The following is a 17,527-nucleotide window of genomic DNA, read 5'->3' as shown; positions in this document are numbered from 1 at the left end:
TGTTGGGCGCAGTCCTATCCTCTTCTTTTCCTGCTTATTCGGCCCCGGCATCATCCTGCCATTGTCCCGTCATTCAAGCATTGCATGCTCAAGGAGCTCGCGCGTGAGCCAGATCGCCGTAAGCGATTCCATCGATACCAGCCCGGCAGTCGAGGTGCCCTCGCCGCTGGCGGTTGCCCTGGTGCAGATCGCGCTGGCCTGCGGCGGATTTGGAATCGGAACTGGCGAATTCGCGATCATGGGACTGCTTCCCAATGTTGCCGACACTTTTTCGGTAACGACGCCACAAGCGGGATACGTGATCAGCGCCTATGCGCTCGGCGTCGTTGTCGGCGCGCCTGTGATCGCCGTGCTCGCCGCAAAGATGGCCCGCCGCTCGCTGCTGCTGTTTTTAATGGGCATCTTCGCGGTCGGGAATATTCTGAGCGCGATGGCCCCGACATTTAACAGCTTCACCATACTGCGTTTCATCACCGGCCTGCCGCATGGCGCCTATTTCGGAGTGGCAGCCATCGTCGCGGCCTCCATGGTTCCCGTCCACAAACGCGCGCGAGCGGTCGGCCGGGTCATGCTAGGTCTCACCATCGCGACGCTGCTTGGCACGCCGCTCGCGACCTTTTTCGGCCAATCGCTCGACTGGCGTGTGGCTTTCACGTCCGTCGGCGTGATCGGTCTCGTGACGATGGCGCTGATTTGGTACTACGTGCCCCGCGATCAAGTGGCGGAAGGTGCAAGCTTCATCCGCGAACTCGGCGCTTTCAAGCGGCCGCAAGTGTTGCTGACGCTCGGCATCGCCGCGGTCGGCTATGGCGGCATGTTCGCCATGTTCAGCTACATCGCCGACACCACGATGAAGGTCGCAATGCAGCCGGCGAGCATGGTTGCCGTCATGATGGTCCTGTTCGGTGTCGGAATGAACGTCGGCAACGTGATCGGCTCCTGGCTTGCCGACAAGTCCATCATGGGCACGATCGGTGGCTCGTTGCTGTTCAATGTGGTGGTGCTGACGCTCTTCTCGCTGACGGCAGCGAGCCCCTTCATGCTGGCGCTTTGCGTCTTCCTCATCGGTTGCGGCTTCGCGGCCGGTCCTGCCCTCCAGACACGTCTGATGGACGTGGCGGCAGAGGCCCAGACGCTGGCAGCAGCCTCGAACCACTCGGCCTTCAACATCGCAAATGCACTCGGCGCCTGGCTTGGCGGCCTTGTTATCGCGTGGGGTTACGGCTTTGCCGCGACGGGGTATGTCGGCGCCGTTCTGTCCTTCCTTGGCATGTTCGTCTTTGCGGCGTCGCTACGCCTGGAGCGCCGCAGCTGACAAATACTCGGCCGCTAGAAGCGCAGCTGACGGACCTCGGACAGGCAAAGAGGCCTATTCGTCAACCGGCGATGCGGAGAGATTGAAGAATAGGCAACTCCTCAACCATCCTAGGAAAAATGCCGCGCCCGGAGGTGCGGCATTCTGGCGTTAACCGCCTCTGACACTTGACTTTTCGGAGGTTTGCGACCACCTACTGTTTCACGCGAACGACGTCCGTCTTTCGCGGATATCAACGGAGCCATCATCACGATGCCAAGCGACAGTAACAGTCGATTGCCTTTGCCGTACGCGGCCCTCGTGCGCTGACCGATCTCCGTCGGGCTCGCCCGTTGGACGCTACGGCGGATCGACGGAAAGGCGAGCTTAATGAACATCAATCGCTTCCCTCCACGGGTCGGCCATGCCGCCCGTTTCTTCACCGGTGACAATCTCGGCGCGATCACCACGGCCGAGCGTGTTGAGCGGCTGAACGCACTCGAAATATCCGACGCAGGGGCTATCCTCGCCACGCTGCCGCAGCAGAAGGCCGTCCGCATACTGGGGCGCCCCGAGCTGCACAATGCCGCTGCCATGCTGACAGACATGCCGACCGAGCAGGCAGCGCGGCTCCTGAATGCAACGGCAAACGACCGTGTGGCAGACCTCTTTCAGGAGATGGGCGAGGACGCGCGCGCACACCTTTTTTCCAAGCTGGATCGCACAACCTCGCTCGCCGTCCAGCATCTCATGGGCTATCCGCCGCGGACGGCCGGCAGCATCATGACGACGGAGTTCGTCAGCGTGCCAGCCACCTGGACGGTCGACCAAACGCTGGAGCATGTGCGCAGGGTCGAGCGCTCGCGCGAGACGGTTTATGCGATCTACGTTCTCGATGCCGAAACGCAGGCGCTGACGAGCGTCGTGACGCTGCGCCGCCTCATCACCGGCGAGCCGCAGCAACCGGTTCTAAGCGTTGCCCAGCAGGGCGGCATCGTGCGGGCCGACCCGCTGATGACACAAGAGGACGTGGCGAGGCTGATCCGAAAGCACAACCTGCTTGCGCTGCCTGTCATCGGGGAGGATGGGCATATTCTCGGCATCGTGACAGTCGATGATGTGATCGACACGATGATTGCCGACCAGACTGAAGATGCCCAGAAATTCGGCGGCATGGAAGCACTTGGCAAACCTTATATGAAGATCAGCTTTGCCGGCATGATCCGCAAGCGCGCGGGCTGGCTCTGCGCCCTGTTCCTTGGAGAAATGCTGACGGCAAGCGCCATGCAGCATTTCGAGGGCGAACTGGAAAAGGCGATCGTACTGACGCTCTTCGTGCCGCTGATCATGAGCTCTGGCGGCAACAGCGGGTCGCAGGCGACCTCGCTGATCATCCGCGCGCTGGCGCTCGGCGAACTGAAGCTGTCGGACTGGTGGCGCGTGCTGATGCGCGAACTGCCGACCGGCGTTGTGCTTGGCACTATCCTTGGCCTCGTCGGCTTTGCCCGCATCATTCTGTGGCAAAATGTGGGGCTCTTCGACTACGGCGAGCATTGGATCCTGGTCGGCTGGACGATCTTTGCAGCGTTGATCGGGATCGTGACGTTCGGTTCCATCGCCGGCTCGATGCTGCCGTTCGTGCTCCAGAGACTGCGGCTCGACCCGGCGAGCGCATCTGCCCCCTTCGTCGCGACGCTGGTCGATGTGACCGGCCTGGTGATCTACTTTTCCGTGGCGCTGATGATCCTCAGCGGCACACTGCTTTGACCACGTTGACGGGGCCTCCTCGGCCCCGTTTTTCATTTTGCCTCGGGCAATTTCAATGAGCCATGCGTCTTCATGCTGCGGATCGCGAAGTTCGATCTGATATCGCTGACGTTTGGCAGCATCAGCAAAGTCTCCGTGAGAAGCCGCTCGTAGGCGGCCAGATCCTCCACCACAACTTCCGCCAGGAAGTCGGCGGTTCCCGATATCAGGAAGCAGGACACGATTTCGGGAATGGCGAGGAGGGCCGCCTGCTGCGCCTCCGCGTTCTCGCGGCTATGATGCGCAACCTTGAACTCCACGAATACGGTCAGTCCAAGACCAACCTCCTTGCGATCGATATCGACACGATAGCCGCGAATGACGCCTGATTTTTCGAGGTTTCGAATACGGCGAAGGCAGGGGGATGGCGACAGATTGACCTTCTCTGCAATCTCGACGTTCGTGGCGCGCGCGTCCTCCTGCAGGCACCTCAGGATAGCGAGATCGAATTTATCGAGATTTGGCATAACCGGTAAATTCCACTAACAATATTGGCATATAATTGCGTATTATAATTCACTTTAGCCACATATGGCAAGGACATGCCTCTGTCACTCGTCTTACTCTTGTTGCCAGCCGGACTGTGATCCGGATGCGATGAGAGGATTGATCCATGACCGTTCTTGCATTCTCGAACACAAAACCCACGTCGGCTGCAGCAGGATACGCCGGGGCCGGAACCACCGTCCTGATCTGGGCAGCCTGGATTTTGGCGACCCGTCACAGCGTGGCGACGCAGCTCAGCACGATCGACATCGGCCTCCTACGCTATGGCGTTCCGGCGCTTGTGCTGGCGCCAGTCTGGCTAAAGATCGGCCTGCTGCCGAAGGGCGTTCCGCTGACGCTGCTTGCCCTGATGGTCGGAGGCGCCGGTGCCGTCTTCTTTCAGTTGACCACTTCGGCGATCCACTCGACACCGGCCGCCGCTGCCGGAATCCTGCTCGGTGGCTCCATGCCGCTTGCCACAGCCCTGATAGGCGTGGTGATCTTTGGCGAGCGTCCCGACAAAGCGCGTCGGCTTGGACTAGCGGCAATCGTCGCCGGCACGATCATTCTGCTTGCCCACAGCCTTTCCGGGACAGCTCTGCCTTGGAGCAGCTTCGTGCTCTTGCCAATGGGCGCGATCCTGTGGGCGGGCTATACCCACGCATTCCGCCGTTCCGGCCTGACTGCCATCCAGGCAAGTTCGCTGATCGCCGCGTGGTCGTTCCTTATTCATGTCGTCCTCGCAACTGTCTTCGGAACTTCAATGATAGAGGTGTCCTTGCCGGAAATAGGGCTCCAGGTGTTGAGCCAAGGTGTTCTTTCGGGCCTTGCCGCGACCGTTGCCTACGGTATTGCCGTGCAGTCTTTGGGCGGCACGCAAGCGGCAGCGTTCACGGCCATTACCCCCGTGCTGGCAACGTTAGGCGGCGCCTTCCTGCTTGGCGAGGACATCGGCGTCGCCGAAATTTCAGCGGCAGCGATCACCGGGATCGGCGTTGCGCTTTCGACCGGGATTGCTTCAAAGCGTCAATCGTAGACTACTGGGCGAGCCGGGTTCCCAAGCCCCGGCCTGCCCTGAAGTTGCGACACCCGCCTGCTAGAACACCAGAGACATGGCAACGCGGCGATCCGGGTCCATCCCCTTTTCGATCTCTTCGCGAAGCTTGTTGCGCAGAAACTGGGGCAAACGCTCCTCGTCCAGCAATTCAAAACCCAACGAACGATAGAACGGCGCATTGAATACAACGTGGCGATCAGTCGTCAGTGTCACTCCGACGAAGGTCCGCGTGCGCGCCGTCTCTATCGCCTCACGGACCAGGCGCCGGCCCACTCCGCGTCTCTGCCATTGCCTGGTCACATCGAGCTCGATGACGTAGAGCGTGCTTTCGATCTCGGTGCCCGCGAGAAACGCAACAGGCCGATCCAGGCCATCGACGGCGACCGTGAGAAGGTTTTCTTGAAGCGACCGGCCGAGGACGCTCCGCGGCAAAGCATGGGCATCAAGGGCAACACCCAATGCCCCAGCGAGAGTTGCGAAGGCGTCGATCTCGATGTCAGCCAGAAGCGGCAGCTCGTCGGGACGAGCCGGCCGAATGGCAAAGTCCCCACCCGGCACATCGCTCATGCCCCACCCCTCACATATTCGGATAGACCGGCCCCTCGCCGCCCTGCGGCGGAACCCAGTTGATGTTCTGGTTGGGATCCTTGATATCGCAGGTCTTGCAGTGGACGCAGTTCTGGGCGTTGATGACGTACGTCTCCTGCCCGTCCTTCTCGACCCACTCGTAGACGCCGGCCGGACAGTAGCGCGTTGATGGGCCGGCATAAATGTCGTGCTCCGACGACTTCTGCAGCGCCATGTCCTTGACCTGCAAATGCACCGGCTGGTCTTCCTCGTGGTTGGTGTTCGACAGGAAAACCGAGGACAGGCGGTCGAATGTAAGCACGCCATCGGGCTTGGGATAGTCGATTTTCCTGTGTTGCGAAGCAGGCTCCAGCGACTGCGCATCGGTCTTGCCGTGCTTSAGCGTGCCGAAGAAGGAGAAGCCGAGAAGTGTATTCGTCCACATGTCGAGGCCGCCGAGCGCCACRCCGATCGCYGTGCCGAACTTCGACCACAGCGGCTTGACGTTGCGAACCCTCTTCAGATCCTTGCCTATGTCGCTCGCGCGCCAATCGTTCTCGATCTCGATCACTTCGTCGTTGGAGCGGCCGGCGCTGATTGCTGCGGCAATGCGATCAGCCGCCATCATGCCTGAGAGAACCGCATTGTGGCTGCCCTTGATGCGCGGCACGTTGACGAAGCCGGCCGAACAGCCGATCAGCGCGCCGCCGGGGAAAGACAGCTTCGGCACCGACTGGTAGCCACCCTCGGTGATCGCACGTGCGCCGTAGGAGAGCCGCTTGCCGCCCTCGAAGGTGGTCCGGATCGCCGGATGCGTCTTGAAGCGCTGAAATTCCTCGAAGGGATAGAGATAAGGGTTCTTGTAGTTCAGGTGGACGACGAAACCGACGGCGACGAGATTGTCCTCGAGGTGATAGAGAAAGGAGCCGCCGCCGGTCTTCATGCCGAGCGGCCAGCCGAAGGAATGCTGCACCAGGCCCTGCTTGTGGTGCTCCGGCTTCACCTGCCAGAGTTCCTTGATGCCGATGCCGAATTTCTGCGGCTCGCGATCTTTCGAAAGGTCGAACTTGGCGATCAGCTGCTTGGCCAGCGATCCCCGCACACCCTCGCCGACCAGCACGTATTTGCCGAGCAGTTCCATGCCGCGAGTGAAGTTGGGGCCGGGCTCGCCGTTCTTTTCGATGCCCATGTCGCCGGTGACGACGCCGATCACAGAGCCCGCGTCGTTGTAGAGCATTTCCGTTGCGGCAAAGCCCGGATAGATCTCGACGCCCAGCGCTTCGGCATGGGTGGCGAGCCATCGACAGACGTTGCCAAGCGATACGATGAAGTTGCCGTGATTGTTCATCAGCGGCGGCATCATCATATTGGGCAGGCGGATCGAGCCCGCCGGGCCGAGCAGCAGGAAGTGGTCGGCCTTGACCTCGGTCCTGAAGGGATGATCCGCCTCGTCGCGCCAGCCCGGCAGCAGCCGGTCGATACCGATCGGGTCGACGACAGCGCCCGAGAGAATATGCGCGCCGACCTCCGCACCCTTTTCAAGCACGACGACCGATAGCTCGGGATTGACCTGTTTCAGACGGATCGCCGCCGAAAGACCCGCGGGACCGCCACCGACGATCACCACGTCGAATTCCATGCTTTCGCGTTCCGGCAGCTCAGTCGTCTCGGTCATCCATCCATCTCCGCTCGGCCGCCCTTGCGGCCAATTTCCCCGTGATGGGGTATGTCTTGTCAAAACGCAGAAGCATTGTCGAGCCGGGAAACGACAGCCAATCCTCCATTTTGCGCAACAGCCTTCCTCCGAACAGAAGAATTATATTACGCTTACGTTAACGTCAATAAACTGATGAAAATAACAAGCGCCTACCCTTCCCATTCCGTCTTCGTCCACCCTATAGATTGAACGGAAAATTTGGAGGCTTCAAATGGATCTCGGCATCAAAGGCAAGCGTGCCCTCGTTCTGGCATCGTCACGCGGACTTGGCCACGGCATCGCCGTTGCGCTGGCGCGCGAAGGCGCAAATGTCCTTTTGTGCGGCCGCAGCGGCGAAACGCTGGAGGCGAATTGCAAGGCGATCAACGCAGAGGGCAACGGCAAGGCAGACTGGATCTGGGCTGATCTGTTCGACGACAAATTCGTCGAGGGCGTGACGGCAGCGGCAAAAGTCAAGCTCGGAGGCGTTGATATCCTCGTCAACAACACCGGTGGTCCGACGCCGGGAACCACGGAGGATATGACACCGGAAAAGCTGGAGAGCTATTTTATCTCCATGGTGCTCCGTGTCATTACGCTCACCAATGCGCTGCTGCCGGTCATGAAGGAGCAGGGTTGGGGCCGAATTCTGACCGTCGCATCGTCGGGCGTGATCGAGCCAATCGGAAATCTCGCCCTTTCCAACACGCTGCGCCCTGCGCTTGCCGGATGGAGCAAGACACTGGCAACAGAAGTCGGCCGTTACGGAATCACCACGAATCTATTGCTTCCCGGCAGCATCCTGACCGGCCGCCTGGACGACCTCGACGGGGCAACGGCCAAGCGAACCGGCAAAAGCATGGACGAAATCCGAGCCAGCAAGGAGGCACTCATTCCGGTCGGGCGCTACGGAACAGTCGAGGAGTTCGCGGCCACAGCCGCTTTTCTCTGCAGCCAGCAGGCGAGCTATGTCACCGGCAGTCTTGTCCGATGCGACGGCGGCGGAGCGCGATCCGTCTGATTGCAAACGACAATCTGGCGCCACGTGGTGGCGCCAGATGCAGCACATCCTCAGCATGGCGAATATCTTTATATTACGAGTTTCTTTTATTACAAAAATTTAAGCTATAATAACCACTTAGTGATGGCCGTTGCAGAATTGTGTCTTTTTTGCGCCGCAATAAACGTGGTTCAATAGAGGCTGCATTTTCGCGCAACTCGTCCCTGACCGGTTTTACTCATGAAGAAACTTTGGATCACCATTTGTATCCTTGCCGCTGCCGGCGTTGCCGTCTGGCAAGATAGGGATCGCATTCCCTACCTCTCGCAGTTCGGCACGAAGGCAATACCGCAGGCAGATGCTGCAAGCGGCCATCAAGCCGGCAGCGATGGCACGCAACAGGGTGGCGACCAGACGGCTGGCAAGGGACATGGCCGCAGCAACGGCGGGCCAACCCTTGTAAAGACGGTTGCGGCGGTCAAAACGGTGCTGCCCCGTGACATCACGGCTTCCGGCTGGGCCGATGCCGACGACAACACGACGATCGCGGCTCAAGAGCAAGGACTTGTAACCGATATCGTTGCCACGGACGGCGCGACAGTCAAGCGTGGCGACCTCATCGCGAAGCTGGACGACCGTACCGCACAGGCCGCTGTCGACAAGGACAATGCGATGATTGTAAGGGACGCGGCGACTTTGGCGGAGACAGAAACCGCCCTGACGCGCGCTGCCGACCTGCTGACGTCCAAGGCCGGCACGCAGCAGACCTATGATCAGGCAAAGGCTGCACGCGACACCGCCGCCGCCACTGTTCAGGCCGACAAGGCAGCACTCTCCTCAGATCAGGTACTTCTCGAGCATACGCAGATAAGAGCGCCGTTCGATGGCCGCCTCGGCGATATCGCCGTCAGCCCAGGCGCGTTTCTGAATGCCGGCTCGGCAATCGTCACAATTGCCAAGTACGATCCGATCTATGTGAAGTTCCACCTCCAGGAGCGCGACCTCAGGCAATTGAAGCAATCGCTTGCTGCAGGCACTGTCGATGTCACCACGGTTCCGCAGTCCGACAAGGGCAAGCCACGAACGGGGCAGATCAGTTTCTACGACAATACCGTCGATCCGGCGTCTGGCACGATCCTGGCAAAGGCCAAGTTCGAGAATGCATCCGGCGCGCTTTGGCCGGGCCAGTCGGTCAATATCGTGGTCCACTTCAACAACAACGAGCAGCAGGTGGTCGTGCCGACCGTGGCAGTTAGCCCCGGTGCTGAAGGCTTCTTTTCATTCGTCGTGAAGGATGGGAAGACGCAACTGACCCAGGTCACGGTCGCACGTGCCAACGGCGGGTTCAGTGCCATTTCCGCCGGCCTTTCCGAAGGAGACCACGTGGTGATCGAAGGACAGGCTCAGCTTGTCGACAAGCAAGCGGTCAAAGAGGATTTCGACACCAAGGCGCTAGATGTCGCCGCTGCAAATCAGCCGAAGAAGACAGAAACCATCGTAGCGGACACGGAAGAATGATACCGAATTTCTGTATCCAACGCCCTGTCGCCACCACTCTGCTTGCAATCGGTGTCGTTCTTGCAGGTATTGCCGGCTACCAGCTTGTGCCAGTGGCAGCCCTGCCGCAGGTGGACTTTCCAACCATCAACGTCTCCGCCGCGCTGACCGGCGCTTCGCCCAAAACGATGGCGACATCGGTCGCCACGCCGCTCATCAAGCAGTTCGAGACTATTCCCGGCATCAGCGAGATCAGCGCCACCAATTCGCTCGGCAACACCAGCATCGTTTTGCAATTCGATCTGAACCGAAACATCGATGCGGCCGCGGCCGACGTTCAGGCCGCGATTTCGCACGCGACCCGCCAGTTGCCCGACAACCTGACGACACCGCCGAGCTATCGCAAGACCAACCCGTCTGATGCGCCGGTGATGCTGCTTGCGGTTCAAAGCGACTCGCTGCCACGAAGCAAGCTCGACGAAATCGCCGAGAACATCATATCACCATCGCTGTCGACCATTGCTGGCGTTGCTGAAGTTTCGGTCTTCGGCGCACAGACATATGCCGTGCGCGTCGAAGTCGACCCCAACAAGCTTCTCAACCGCGGGATTGGCATCGATACGGTGAACAACGCGCTGGTCGCTGCAAACAGCCAGGTCCCTGTCGGCACACTTCAGAACAACAGCCAAAGCATGACGATCAACGCCGACACCCAGCGCACAAACGCTGAACAGTTCCGTTCGCTGGTGATCGCCAATCCGGGCGGCGCACCGATACACCTGGGCGATGTCGCGGATGTTCAAGACAGCGTGGAAAATCAGAACACCGGCAGCTGGTACGACGGCAAGCAGAGCATCCTCCTGGCAATACAGCGCCAGCCGGATGCGAATACTGTCGAGGTCATCGATGCCATCAACGCCAAGCTGCCCGCTCTGCACGCGGAAATCCCCGCATCGGTGACGACGCAGGTCATGAACGATTCTGCCAAGCCGATCCGCGACGCGATCTCCGACGTCAAGTTCACGCTGCTCCTGACGATCGGCCTGGTGGTCCTGGTGATCTATCTGTTCACCGGCCATCTGACGGCAACCCTCATCCCGGGTCTTGCCGTTCCGCTGTCGCTGATTTCGACCTTCGGGATGATGTATGTGCTCGGCTACAGCGTCGACAACATATCATTGCTCGGACTGACGCTGGCAGTGGGCCTTGTCGTCGACGACGCGATCGTGATGCTGGAGAACATTCTACGGCATGTGGAAGAAGGAATGCCGGCACTCGACGCGGCGATAAAAGGCGCGGGCGAAGTGAGTTACACGATCATCTCGATGTCGGTATCGCTGATTGCCGTTTTCATCCCGATCCTTCTTATGGGCGGCGTCGTCGGTAGAATCTTCAACGAATTCGGCATGGTTGTGGCGATCGCCATCGTCGCCTCTGCGATCGTTTCGTTGACCGTCACGCCGATGCTTGCTTCGCGACTGGGCAGCGGCCACGAACAGCCGCCGTTCTTCATTCGCTGGTTCGATGCCGGCTTCGAGCGGACGCTCAGAGGCTACGAAAAGGCGGTCGGCTGGTGCCTTGCCCACCGGCCAGCCATTCTGGCGCTATTCTTCGCTTCCGTGGGGCTGACCGTCTATCTGTTTGAAACGCTGCCGGCGAGCTTCTTCCCGACCGAGGACATCGGTCGCCTCAGCATCTCGACACGCGCGCGGCAGGACATTTCCTATCCCGCCATGAAGGCGCTGCAGAACCAGGCTGCGGATTTGGTAAAGCAAAATCCGGCAGTGAACCACGTGATGTCGATCGTCGGCGGCAATGCACGCAGCCCGCTCAACAACGGCACGATGTATGTGGAGTTGAAGGACAAGGGTCAGCGTCCTCCGCTGGACCAGACATTGAGGGAGCTGCGCGCCAGCATCAGCAAGATTCCGGGCTTGCAGGCGTTCATCACGCCGCAGCAGAGCCTGCGCTTCGGCGGACGCCAGACAGCCAGCCAGTATCAGCTGGTCGTTCAGGCTCTGAGCGCCGACCAGACGAACCTATGGGCCGACAGGATCCAGCAGGCGATGCGCGCCGATCCGCGTTTCACGGACGTCACGTCCGATGCGCAGAACAACGCGCTGCAAGCCAACATCGTCGTGGATACGGAAAAGGCTGCGGCCTTCGGGATCGACGACAATCAGCTGCGCACGACGCTCCAGGAATCATTTGGCGGCTATGCGGCAACGCAGATCCAGTCTACCGGCGACAGCTATGACGTGATCGTCGAATACGACACCAGCAAGCCCTGGGATGACCAGAAGCTCCAGGAAATCCGCGTTGCATCAAGAAATGGAACCCTCGTTCCGTTGTCGACCTTTGCCGAGGTTCAGCGCAACACGGGCCCGGTGACGATCAACCAGACGGGGCAGCTCGTTTCGACCACGGTTTCCTTCAACCTGCCTGCGGGCGAAGCACTCGGAGACGCAACAGCTGCGGTCGATCAGATCAAGAAGGACATCAATCTGCCGGCGGACATCTTCACGTCCTACGGCGGTACCGCACAAATCTTCGAACAGTCTCAAGGCAATACCCCCCTGCTCATCCTGGCGGCCGTGCTGACGATCTACGTCGTCCTAGGCGTGCTCTACGAGAGCTTCATCCATCCGCTAACAATTCTATCGGGCCTGCCCGCAGCAGCCCTGGGTGCCCTGCTGGCGCTCAAGGTCATGGGCTTCGACCTGTCGATCATCGCATTGATCGGCCTGCTCATGCTGATCGGCATCGTCAAGAAGAACGCGATCATGATGATAGATGTTGCATTGGAGAACCTCCGCTCGGGGACCGGCATGACGTCCTCAGAAGCAATCCACGAGGCCTGTGTCAGACGTTTCAGGCCGATCATGATGACGACCTTTTGCGCGTTGCTCGGCGCGCTTCCGATCGCACTTGGCACCGGCGCCAGCTCCGAGCTTCGCCAGCCGCTTGGCATTGCCGTCGTTGGCGGCCTGATCGTGTCACAGGCGCTGACGCTGTTCATCACCCCAGTCATCTTCGTCGAGATGGGCAGGCTCAGCGATTGGCTGCTGAGCCTCGGCCGCAAGAAAAAAGCCGAGGAAGAAGAAGAGGTTCCTCGGGCGATCGCCGCCGAGTGACCCGACGGGCGCCAACGGCGCCCGTTTCATTTTTCAGCCGATGTCTTGAATAAGGCTGACCTCTGTGGCATCACGCGCCCTCCTTGAATTCGGGCGCCCTCCCGCGCCCCGGCGGAGCAACTGCTCCAGTCTCCGACAACAATCTGCATTAAGAGGTGCGAGCATGGCTCAGGCGCTGGGTTTAGACTTTGGCACGACGAACACGGTGCTTGCCACAGCGGATGGCGAAACGACCCATTCCATGGCATTCACCAGCGCTGCCGGCACCGCCGACAGCATGCGCACGGCCCTCTCGTTCATGAAGGACGGCCAACTTCGCACGTCGGCCCTCAAGGTCGAGGCTGGCCACGCGGCTATCCGCCAGTTCATCGACAATCCCGGCGACTGCCGCTTTCTGCAGTCCATCAAGACCTTTGCCGCCAGCGCCCTCTTCCAAGGCACCTTGATCTACGCCAAGCGCCATAGCTTCGAGGACCTGATGGAGGTGTTCATTCAGCGCCTGCGGAACTATGCCGGCACCAACTGGCCGTCGGATGTCAAACGGATCGTCACAGGTCGGCCGGTTCATTTTGCCGGCGCCAACCCCAATCCGGCGCTGGCGACCGAGCGCTACAACGAGGCCCTCTCCCGCTTGGGCTTTCCCGAAATCCACTATGTCTATGAGCCGGTGGCTGCGGCTTTCTTCTTCGCGCAAAACCTGAAGTCGGACGCAACGGTACTGGTTGCCGACTTCGGAGGCGGCACCACCGACTATTCGCTGATCCGCTTTGAGACGATCGCAGGAAAGCTAACAGCAACGCCGATCGGGCATTCGGGCGTGGGCATCGCCGGCGACCATTTCGACTACCGTATCATCGACAACATCGTTGCACCGCAGATCGGCAAAGGGAGTCATTTCAAGAGTTTCGACAAGATTCTTGACGTCCCCAGCAACTACTATTCAAGCTTCGGCCGCTGGAACCAACTCTCGATCTTCAAGACATCGCGCGAGTTCGAAGATTTGAAGAAGCTGGTGCGGACCGCCCTGGAACCGGAAAAGCTCGAGACCTTCATCGACCTCGTCGACCACGACGAGGGATATCCGCTCTACCAGGCGGTCTCCGCAACCAAGATGGCGCTCTCCACTGCTGATGAAGCCGCCTTCGACTTCGGTCCGCTAGGGCGCGGCGGCCACCGCACGGTGCGTCGCTCAGACTTCGACACCTGGATTGCCGACGACCTCGCCCGGATCGAGGGTGCGCTCGATGAGGTTCTGGAGAAGACCAACACCATGTCGACAGCCATCGATAAGGTATTCCTCACCGGCGGCACCTCGTTCGTGCCGGCCGTTCGTCGTATTTTCACCGAGCGCTTCGATCCCGGGCGCATCGAGACGGGTGGAGAACTGCTGTCCATAGCGCATGGTCTGGCGCTGATCGGCGAACGTGACGACATTGCGCAATGGACCGTGCAATAAACCGCTTGTGCACCTCGGCGCTCTTTCATTGACGGTGCGGCTTCGATAAAGTCGCCCGCATGATCTCCGTCAACGACCTCTCCCCGGGCGAACTTGCCGCACTTCTGCACTTTCACGCAGAAGCCGGAGTCGAGTGGCTGCTGGAAGACGAGCCCGTCGATCGGTTCGCCGAATTCGAGGAGATGAGGGCGGCAAGACGCACCGCCGCCCCTGCCCCACAGGGCGGAGAAAACCGCCCGCCGGCGTCTCGCCCGTCAGCACAAGCGCAGCCGCGCGTTGCTCGGCAGCCGGACGGTGCCGCCCAAAGGCCGCAGCCAGCCATTCCCGACAGCGAGGCGGTACAACAGGCACGTTTTGCAGCCGAAGGCGCCCGCTCCCTGACGGAGCTGAAAACTGCCATCGAGGCATTCAACGGCTGCAACCTGAAACACAGCGCCCGCTCGACCATCTTTGCCAGCGGCGACGCGGGAAGCAGAATCATGGTCATCGGTTCGGCGCCGAGCGCCGAAGACGATCGCGAGGGCCAACCCTTCGCAGGCAGACCCGGTCAGCTGTTGGACAAGATGCTTGCAGCGATCGGGCTCGATCGCAGCGGCATCGTCCTCACTCAGGTCATTCCCTGGCGCCCCCCGGGCAATCGGGTCGCATCTTCTGCGGAGATGGACATCTGCCGCCCCTTCATCGAGCGGCAAATCGCGCTAGCAGACCCGAAAGCGATACTCCTTCTGGGAAATTTTGCTGCGCGCGTGTTTTTTGGCGAAAGCGACACGATCCACGGCCTCCGCGGCCAATGGAAGGATATTGCGATCGGCGGGCAGACCATACCGGCGATCGCAACACTGCATCCGCAGGATCTCCTTACCGCGCCCGTCAACAAGCGCTTGGCGTGGAACGATCTTGTGACATTCAGAGAAAAACTTGCACATTACTAATCTGCATTAAAAATAGACAATTATAAACGCTTTATGAAATAACCTATGCGATTATCGCATATCAGTTGCGTGTTCTTGTGCGTTGCAAAGTTCATGGTGCACTGCAATATACGACTGTGTCTTGGGAGGAATCAAAAGGAACCAAGGCCATGAGTGCACTTTTTCGTCCCATCCACTGCGGGTTTGAAACCCTGCGTGTTGCGAGCGATCACGTTCGCACAACGCAAAGCTATAGCCGTATCGGCTTCGCAACCAACGAGCAGATGGTGGCTCGCGGCACAGGCGCAAGCGGACGCATTGCGCGCCCTGCTGCTATCTTTGCGGATTTCCAGCAATATTGAGGACTAAGACGGGCGTCGCACCTGCCTCGTCATACTTGGCACGATCCTGACAACACGCCGTTTTTCGCTCTTTTGCAAAATCAACACGATCGAGCACATTCGAGCTGCGGTCTGCCCAGCCGAATCGTACGACCGGGACAGTCGCCGGACGCCGACTAAGGCAGCTGCTAGGACCTCTGGTACCTGTGAACCCGCTCCTCCGGCAGTGACCTTACCCAATGGAAGGCTTCGTCTACGTAGGCGAACTTGACTGCCTGCCAGCGGCAGTACTCCCGAACAAACTCGCGAGAGACCCACAATGCCGGCCGCTTCGAGCCGGCCTCCCAACCGGCGCACCCATGCTGCACCGCCTTGGCAAATAACCTCTGCATATGGGTGCGAGACATCAAGAAGTCTGCAGCAAGCGCGCGGCTGTCGATATGGCCGATGGCAAAGCGGTCGGGATCTTGCTCATCGAGGTCGATTCGCGATATCAGATGGTCGACGATCAGTCCGCCCGCATCGCTCCACAAGAAGAGACCGATCTGTTCCGGCGGCTCGCGCCATAACGGATCACCAATACAATTGCGGGCGATACGGGGTTGCATGAGACGCATCCAACCAGGCTGTGCCTCGAATTGGGCAACGCGATCACCCCCGTCTAGCATGTCCAAGGCACAAAGATTGGACCGGAGCCAGCCGAGCATCGCCTGATGACTGATGTCGGAAGGCTCATAATGACGCGGTCTTCTGCGCTCGTCCCCTGGCTCGCACGCAATGAAGCGGTAGGTGAAGAGTTCATCGACAAAACTCAGCACCGTGTTTCGGCTTGCGACCTTCAATGCTGTAATCTCGCTGGTCAGCCTTACCGCCGTCAGACCCGAGGATGAATCCGCCGGATCGCGCTCCATACTCAACGCGTAGGCCATTTGGGTCAACAACCAGCGCTGTTGCGAGGCCAACAGCCGTGCGAGCCTAGGTCCAGCATCGAACATGCCACGCATACCGGTGGCGTGAAAACGGATGCCCAGCATAAATCTCGGATCCGCGACAAGGTTTTCAGCGCTTAACGGCATTTCTCTCCCGGACTTCACACCCGATTGGCATCCATCCTGCATAAGATAGCCCAAGAACGCAGCCTATTCCTAATTTGCAGTCTTGCGAATAAATGAAACAATTTCATGTTCAGAAACCACGGCATACGCCAAGATACCAGCCTTCAATTTTGCTGGCTTTTGTTCCCTCTGTGAGAAAGTATCGAATTTGCTACAATCGGGAGGTTTATTTCGTGCAGCGGTCGCCTACCGCTAGCCGGCGCCGCGAGAAGCCCGACGCTCGAGCTCCAGTCGATGTTCTCGGTATATAATGAATATACCGGCAGCCACGATAATAGCCGTGCCGAACAGCATGCTGAGGGTCGGTATGTCACCGAACACGAAGTAAGCCAGGACGCCGCCCAGCACGATCGACGTGTATTCGAATGGTGCAATCGTGGAGACATCGGCATGTCGATAGCTCTCTGTCAGCAATATCTGCGCAACGCCGCCGCAAAAGCCAGCCGCGATCAAAAATATCTGCGGCGCAAGGTCGAGAAAGTCCCAGCCAAAGGGCAATGTCACCAATGAGATTGCAGACGCGGTGATCGAGAAGTACAGAACGATTGTCGAAGTCTTCTCGTCCTCGACAAGCCGGCGTACCTGGATCATCGCCATCCCGCCAAGAACAGACGACAGCAAGACTGCGATCGCGCCGATCGCCTGTTCCGTTTCACCGCCACCATCTCGAAAAAGGGTGAGCTTGGGCCAGGACACGATCGAAACGCCGACGATGCCCAGGATGACTGCGCTCCAGCGATAGACACGAACGGTCTCGCCAAGGAAAATTGCAGCGAAGACCACAGCCACCAGCGGCGTCGCATAGCCAAGGGCGATCGCCTCCGGCAACGGCAGATGCAGCAGGCCGTAAAAGCCAAGCCCCATGGATATGATCCCGAGCGTCCCGCGCTTCAGATGTCCCACCGGATTGGCTGTATGGAAAGAGGCGCGCAGCTGGCCGCGATAGGCCAGGTAAGCCATGATGGGAAAAAGTGCGAAGAAGGAGCGGCAGAAGGTCACCTGGCCTGGTTGAATGTCGCTGCCGGCCAGCTTGATAAAGGTCTGCATTGCGAGGAAGACGACGACCGAGGCGACTTTTAGCGCAATACCCCTCATCGGATTTCCGGGAACCGACTGCATGTCACAAGCTCTTGCATTGGCAATTGAAGGGCGGGAGAACGCATCAGA

At 59.6% G+C, this 17,527-nt stretch carries 14 protein-coding genes; 9 read left to right on the top strand and 5 right to left on the bottom strand.

Going from position 1 to position 17,527, the window contains the following annotated elements:
• The first annotated feature begins 103 nt into the window (after positions 1-103).
• Together AC1D2R_RS13065 and mgtE are read left to right on the top strand one after the other, a co-directional pair.
• Positions 104-1,315: an MFS transporter gene (locus tag AC1D2R_RS13065; RefSeq protein ID WP_477967701.1), complete on the top strand. Its 1,212-nt coding sequence runs from the start codon at positions 104-106 to the stop codon at positions 1,313-1,315.
• 369 nt (positions 1,316-1,684) lie between these two features.
• Positions 1,685-3,061 (top strand): magnesium transporter, encoded by a 1,377-nt coding sequence (gene mgtE / locus AC1D2R_RS13060; protein ID WP_477967700.1) that lies wholly within the window; start codon positions 1,685-1,687, stop codon positions 3,059-3,061.
• A gap of 32 nt (positions 3,062-3,093) precedes the next feature.
• On the opposite strand, the gene AC1D2R_RS13055 is transcribed toward mgtE, so the two are convergent.
• Complete coding sequence (locus tag AC1D2R_RS13055; protein ID WP_477967699.1) at positions 3,094-3,567, bottom strand: Lrp/AsnC family transcriptional regulator; 474 nt, start codon at positions 3,565-3,567, stop codon at positions 3,094-3,096.
• A 146-nt stretch (positions 3,568-3,713) separates the two neighbouring features.
• Between AC1D2R_RS13055 and AC1D2R_RS13050 the strand changes: the two genes are divergently transcribed.
• On the top strand, positions 3,714-4,622 hold the full coding sequence (locus AC1D2R_RS13050; RefSeq protein WP_477967698.1) for a DMT family transporter: 909 nt from the start codon (positions 3,714-3,716) through the stop codon (positions 4,620-4,622).
• Between the two features lie 60 nt (positions 4,623-4,682).
• Here the strand turns inward: AC1D2R_RS13050 and AC1D2R_RS13045 are convergent, their stop codons facing one another.
• Positions 4,683-5,210 carry a GNAT family N-acetyltransferase gene (locus AC1D2R_RS13045; RefSeq protein WP_477967697.1) on the bottom strand — a complete coding sequence of 176 codons (528 nt, stop codon included), beginning with the start codon at positions 5,208-5,210 and terminating at the stop codon, positions 4,683-4,685.
• A 10-nt stretch (positions 5,211-5,220) separates the two neighbouring features.
• A complete protein-coding gene (locus AC1D2R_RS13040; RefSeq protein ID WP_477967696.1) occupies positions 5,221-6,885 on the bottom strand; it encodes an electron transfer flavoprotein-ubiquinone oxidoreductase in 1,665 nt (554 codons plus the stop codon).
• Between the two features lie 253 nt (positions 6,886-7,138).
• Here AC1D2R_RS13040 and AC1D2R_RS13035 point away from each other — a divergent pair, with 253 nt between their 5' ends.
• The 6 genes from AC1D2R_RS13035 (at position 7,139) to AC1D2R_RS13010 (ending at position 15,266) form a co-directional block, all read left to right on the top strand.
• Positions 7,139-7,927 carry an SDR family oxidoreductase gene (locus tag AC1D2R_RS13035; RefSeq protein ID WP_477967695.1) on the top strand — a complete coding sequence of 263 codons (789 nt, stop codon included), beginning with the start codon at positions 7,139-7,141 and terminating at the stop codon, positions 7,925-7,927.
• 219 nt (positions 7,928-8,146) lie between these two features.
• Positions 8,147-9,424, top strand: coding sequence for an efflux RND transporter periplasmic adaptor subunit (locus tag AC1D2R_RS13030; RefSeq protein WP_477967694.1), 1,278 nt, complete (start codon positions 8,147-8,149; stop codon positions 9,422-9,424).
• Positions 9,421-12,537, top strand: coding sequence for an efflux RND transporter permease subunit (locus tag AC1D2R_RS13025; RefSeq protein ID WP_477967693.1), 3,117 nt, complete (start codon positions 9,421-9,423; stop codon positions 12,535-12,537). The genes AC1D2R_RS13030 and AC1D2R_RS13025 overlap by 4 nt, the downstream gene beginning before the upstream one ends.
• A gap of 163 nt (positions 12,538-12,700) precedes the next feature.
• A complete protein-coding gene (locus AC1D2R_RS13020; protein ID WP_477967692.1) occupies positions 12,701-13,993 on the top strand; it encodes an Hsp70 family protein in 1,293 nt (430 codons plus the stop codon).
• Positions 13,994-14,052: 59 nt separating this feature from the next.
• Positions 14,053-14,925, top strand: a complete 873-nt coding sequence (locus tag AC1D2R_RS13015) for a uracil-DNA glycosylase (RefSeq protein WP_477967691.1) — start codon at positions 14,053-14,055, stop codon at positions 14,923-14,925.
• Positions 14,926-15,074: 149 nt separating this feature from the next.
• Positions 15,075-15,266: a hypothetical protein gene (locus AC1D2R_RS13010; protein ID WP_477967690.1), complete on the top strand. Its 192-nt coding sequence runs from the start codon at positions 15,075-15,077 to the stop codon at positions 15,264-15,266.
• A gap of 167 nt (positions 15,267-15,433) precedes the next feature.
• Here the strand turns inward: AC1D2R_RS13010 and AC1D2R_RS13005 are convergent, their stop codons facing one another.
• Both AC1D2R_RS13005 and AC1D2R_RS13000 read right to left on the bottom strand, forming a co-directional pair.
• Positions 15,434-16,321: a hypothetical protein gene (locus AC1D2R_RS13005; RefSeq protein ID WP_477967689.1), complete on the bottom strand. Its 888-nt coding sequence runs from the start codon at positions 16,319-16,321 to the stop codon at positions 15,434-15,436.
• Between the two features lie 231 nt (positions 16,322-16,552).
• A complete protein-coding gene (locus tag AC1D2R_RS13000; protein ID WP_477967688.1) occupies positions 16,553-17,479 on the bottom strand; it encodes a DMT family transporter in 927 nt (308 codons plus the stop codon).
• Between the last annotated feature and the right edge of the window lie 48 nt (positions 17,480-17,527).

This window comes from Rhizobium sp. P1_C7 (assembly GCF_056406295.1).
This window is presented reverse-complemented; position numbering and strand designations above follow the sequence as displayed.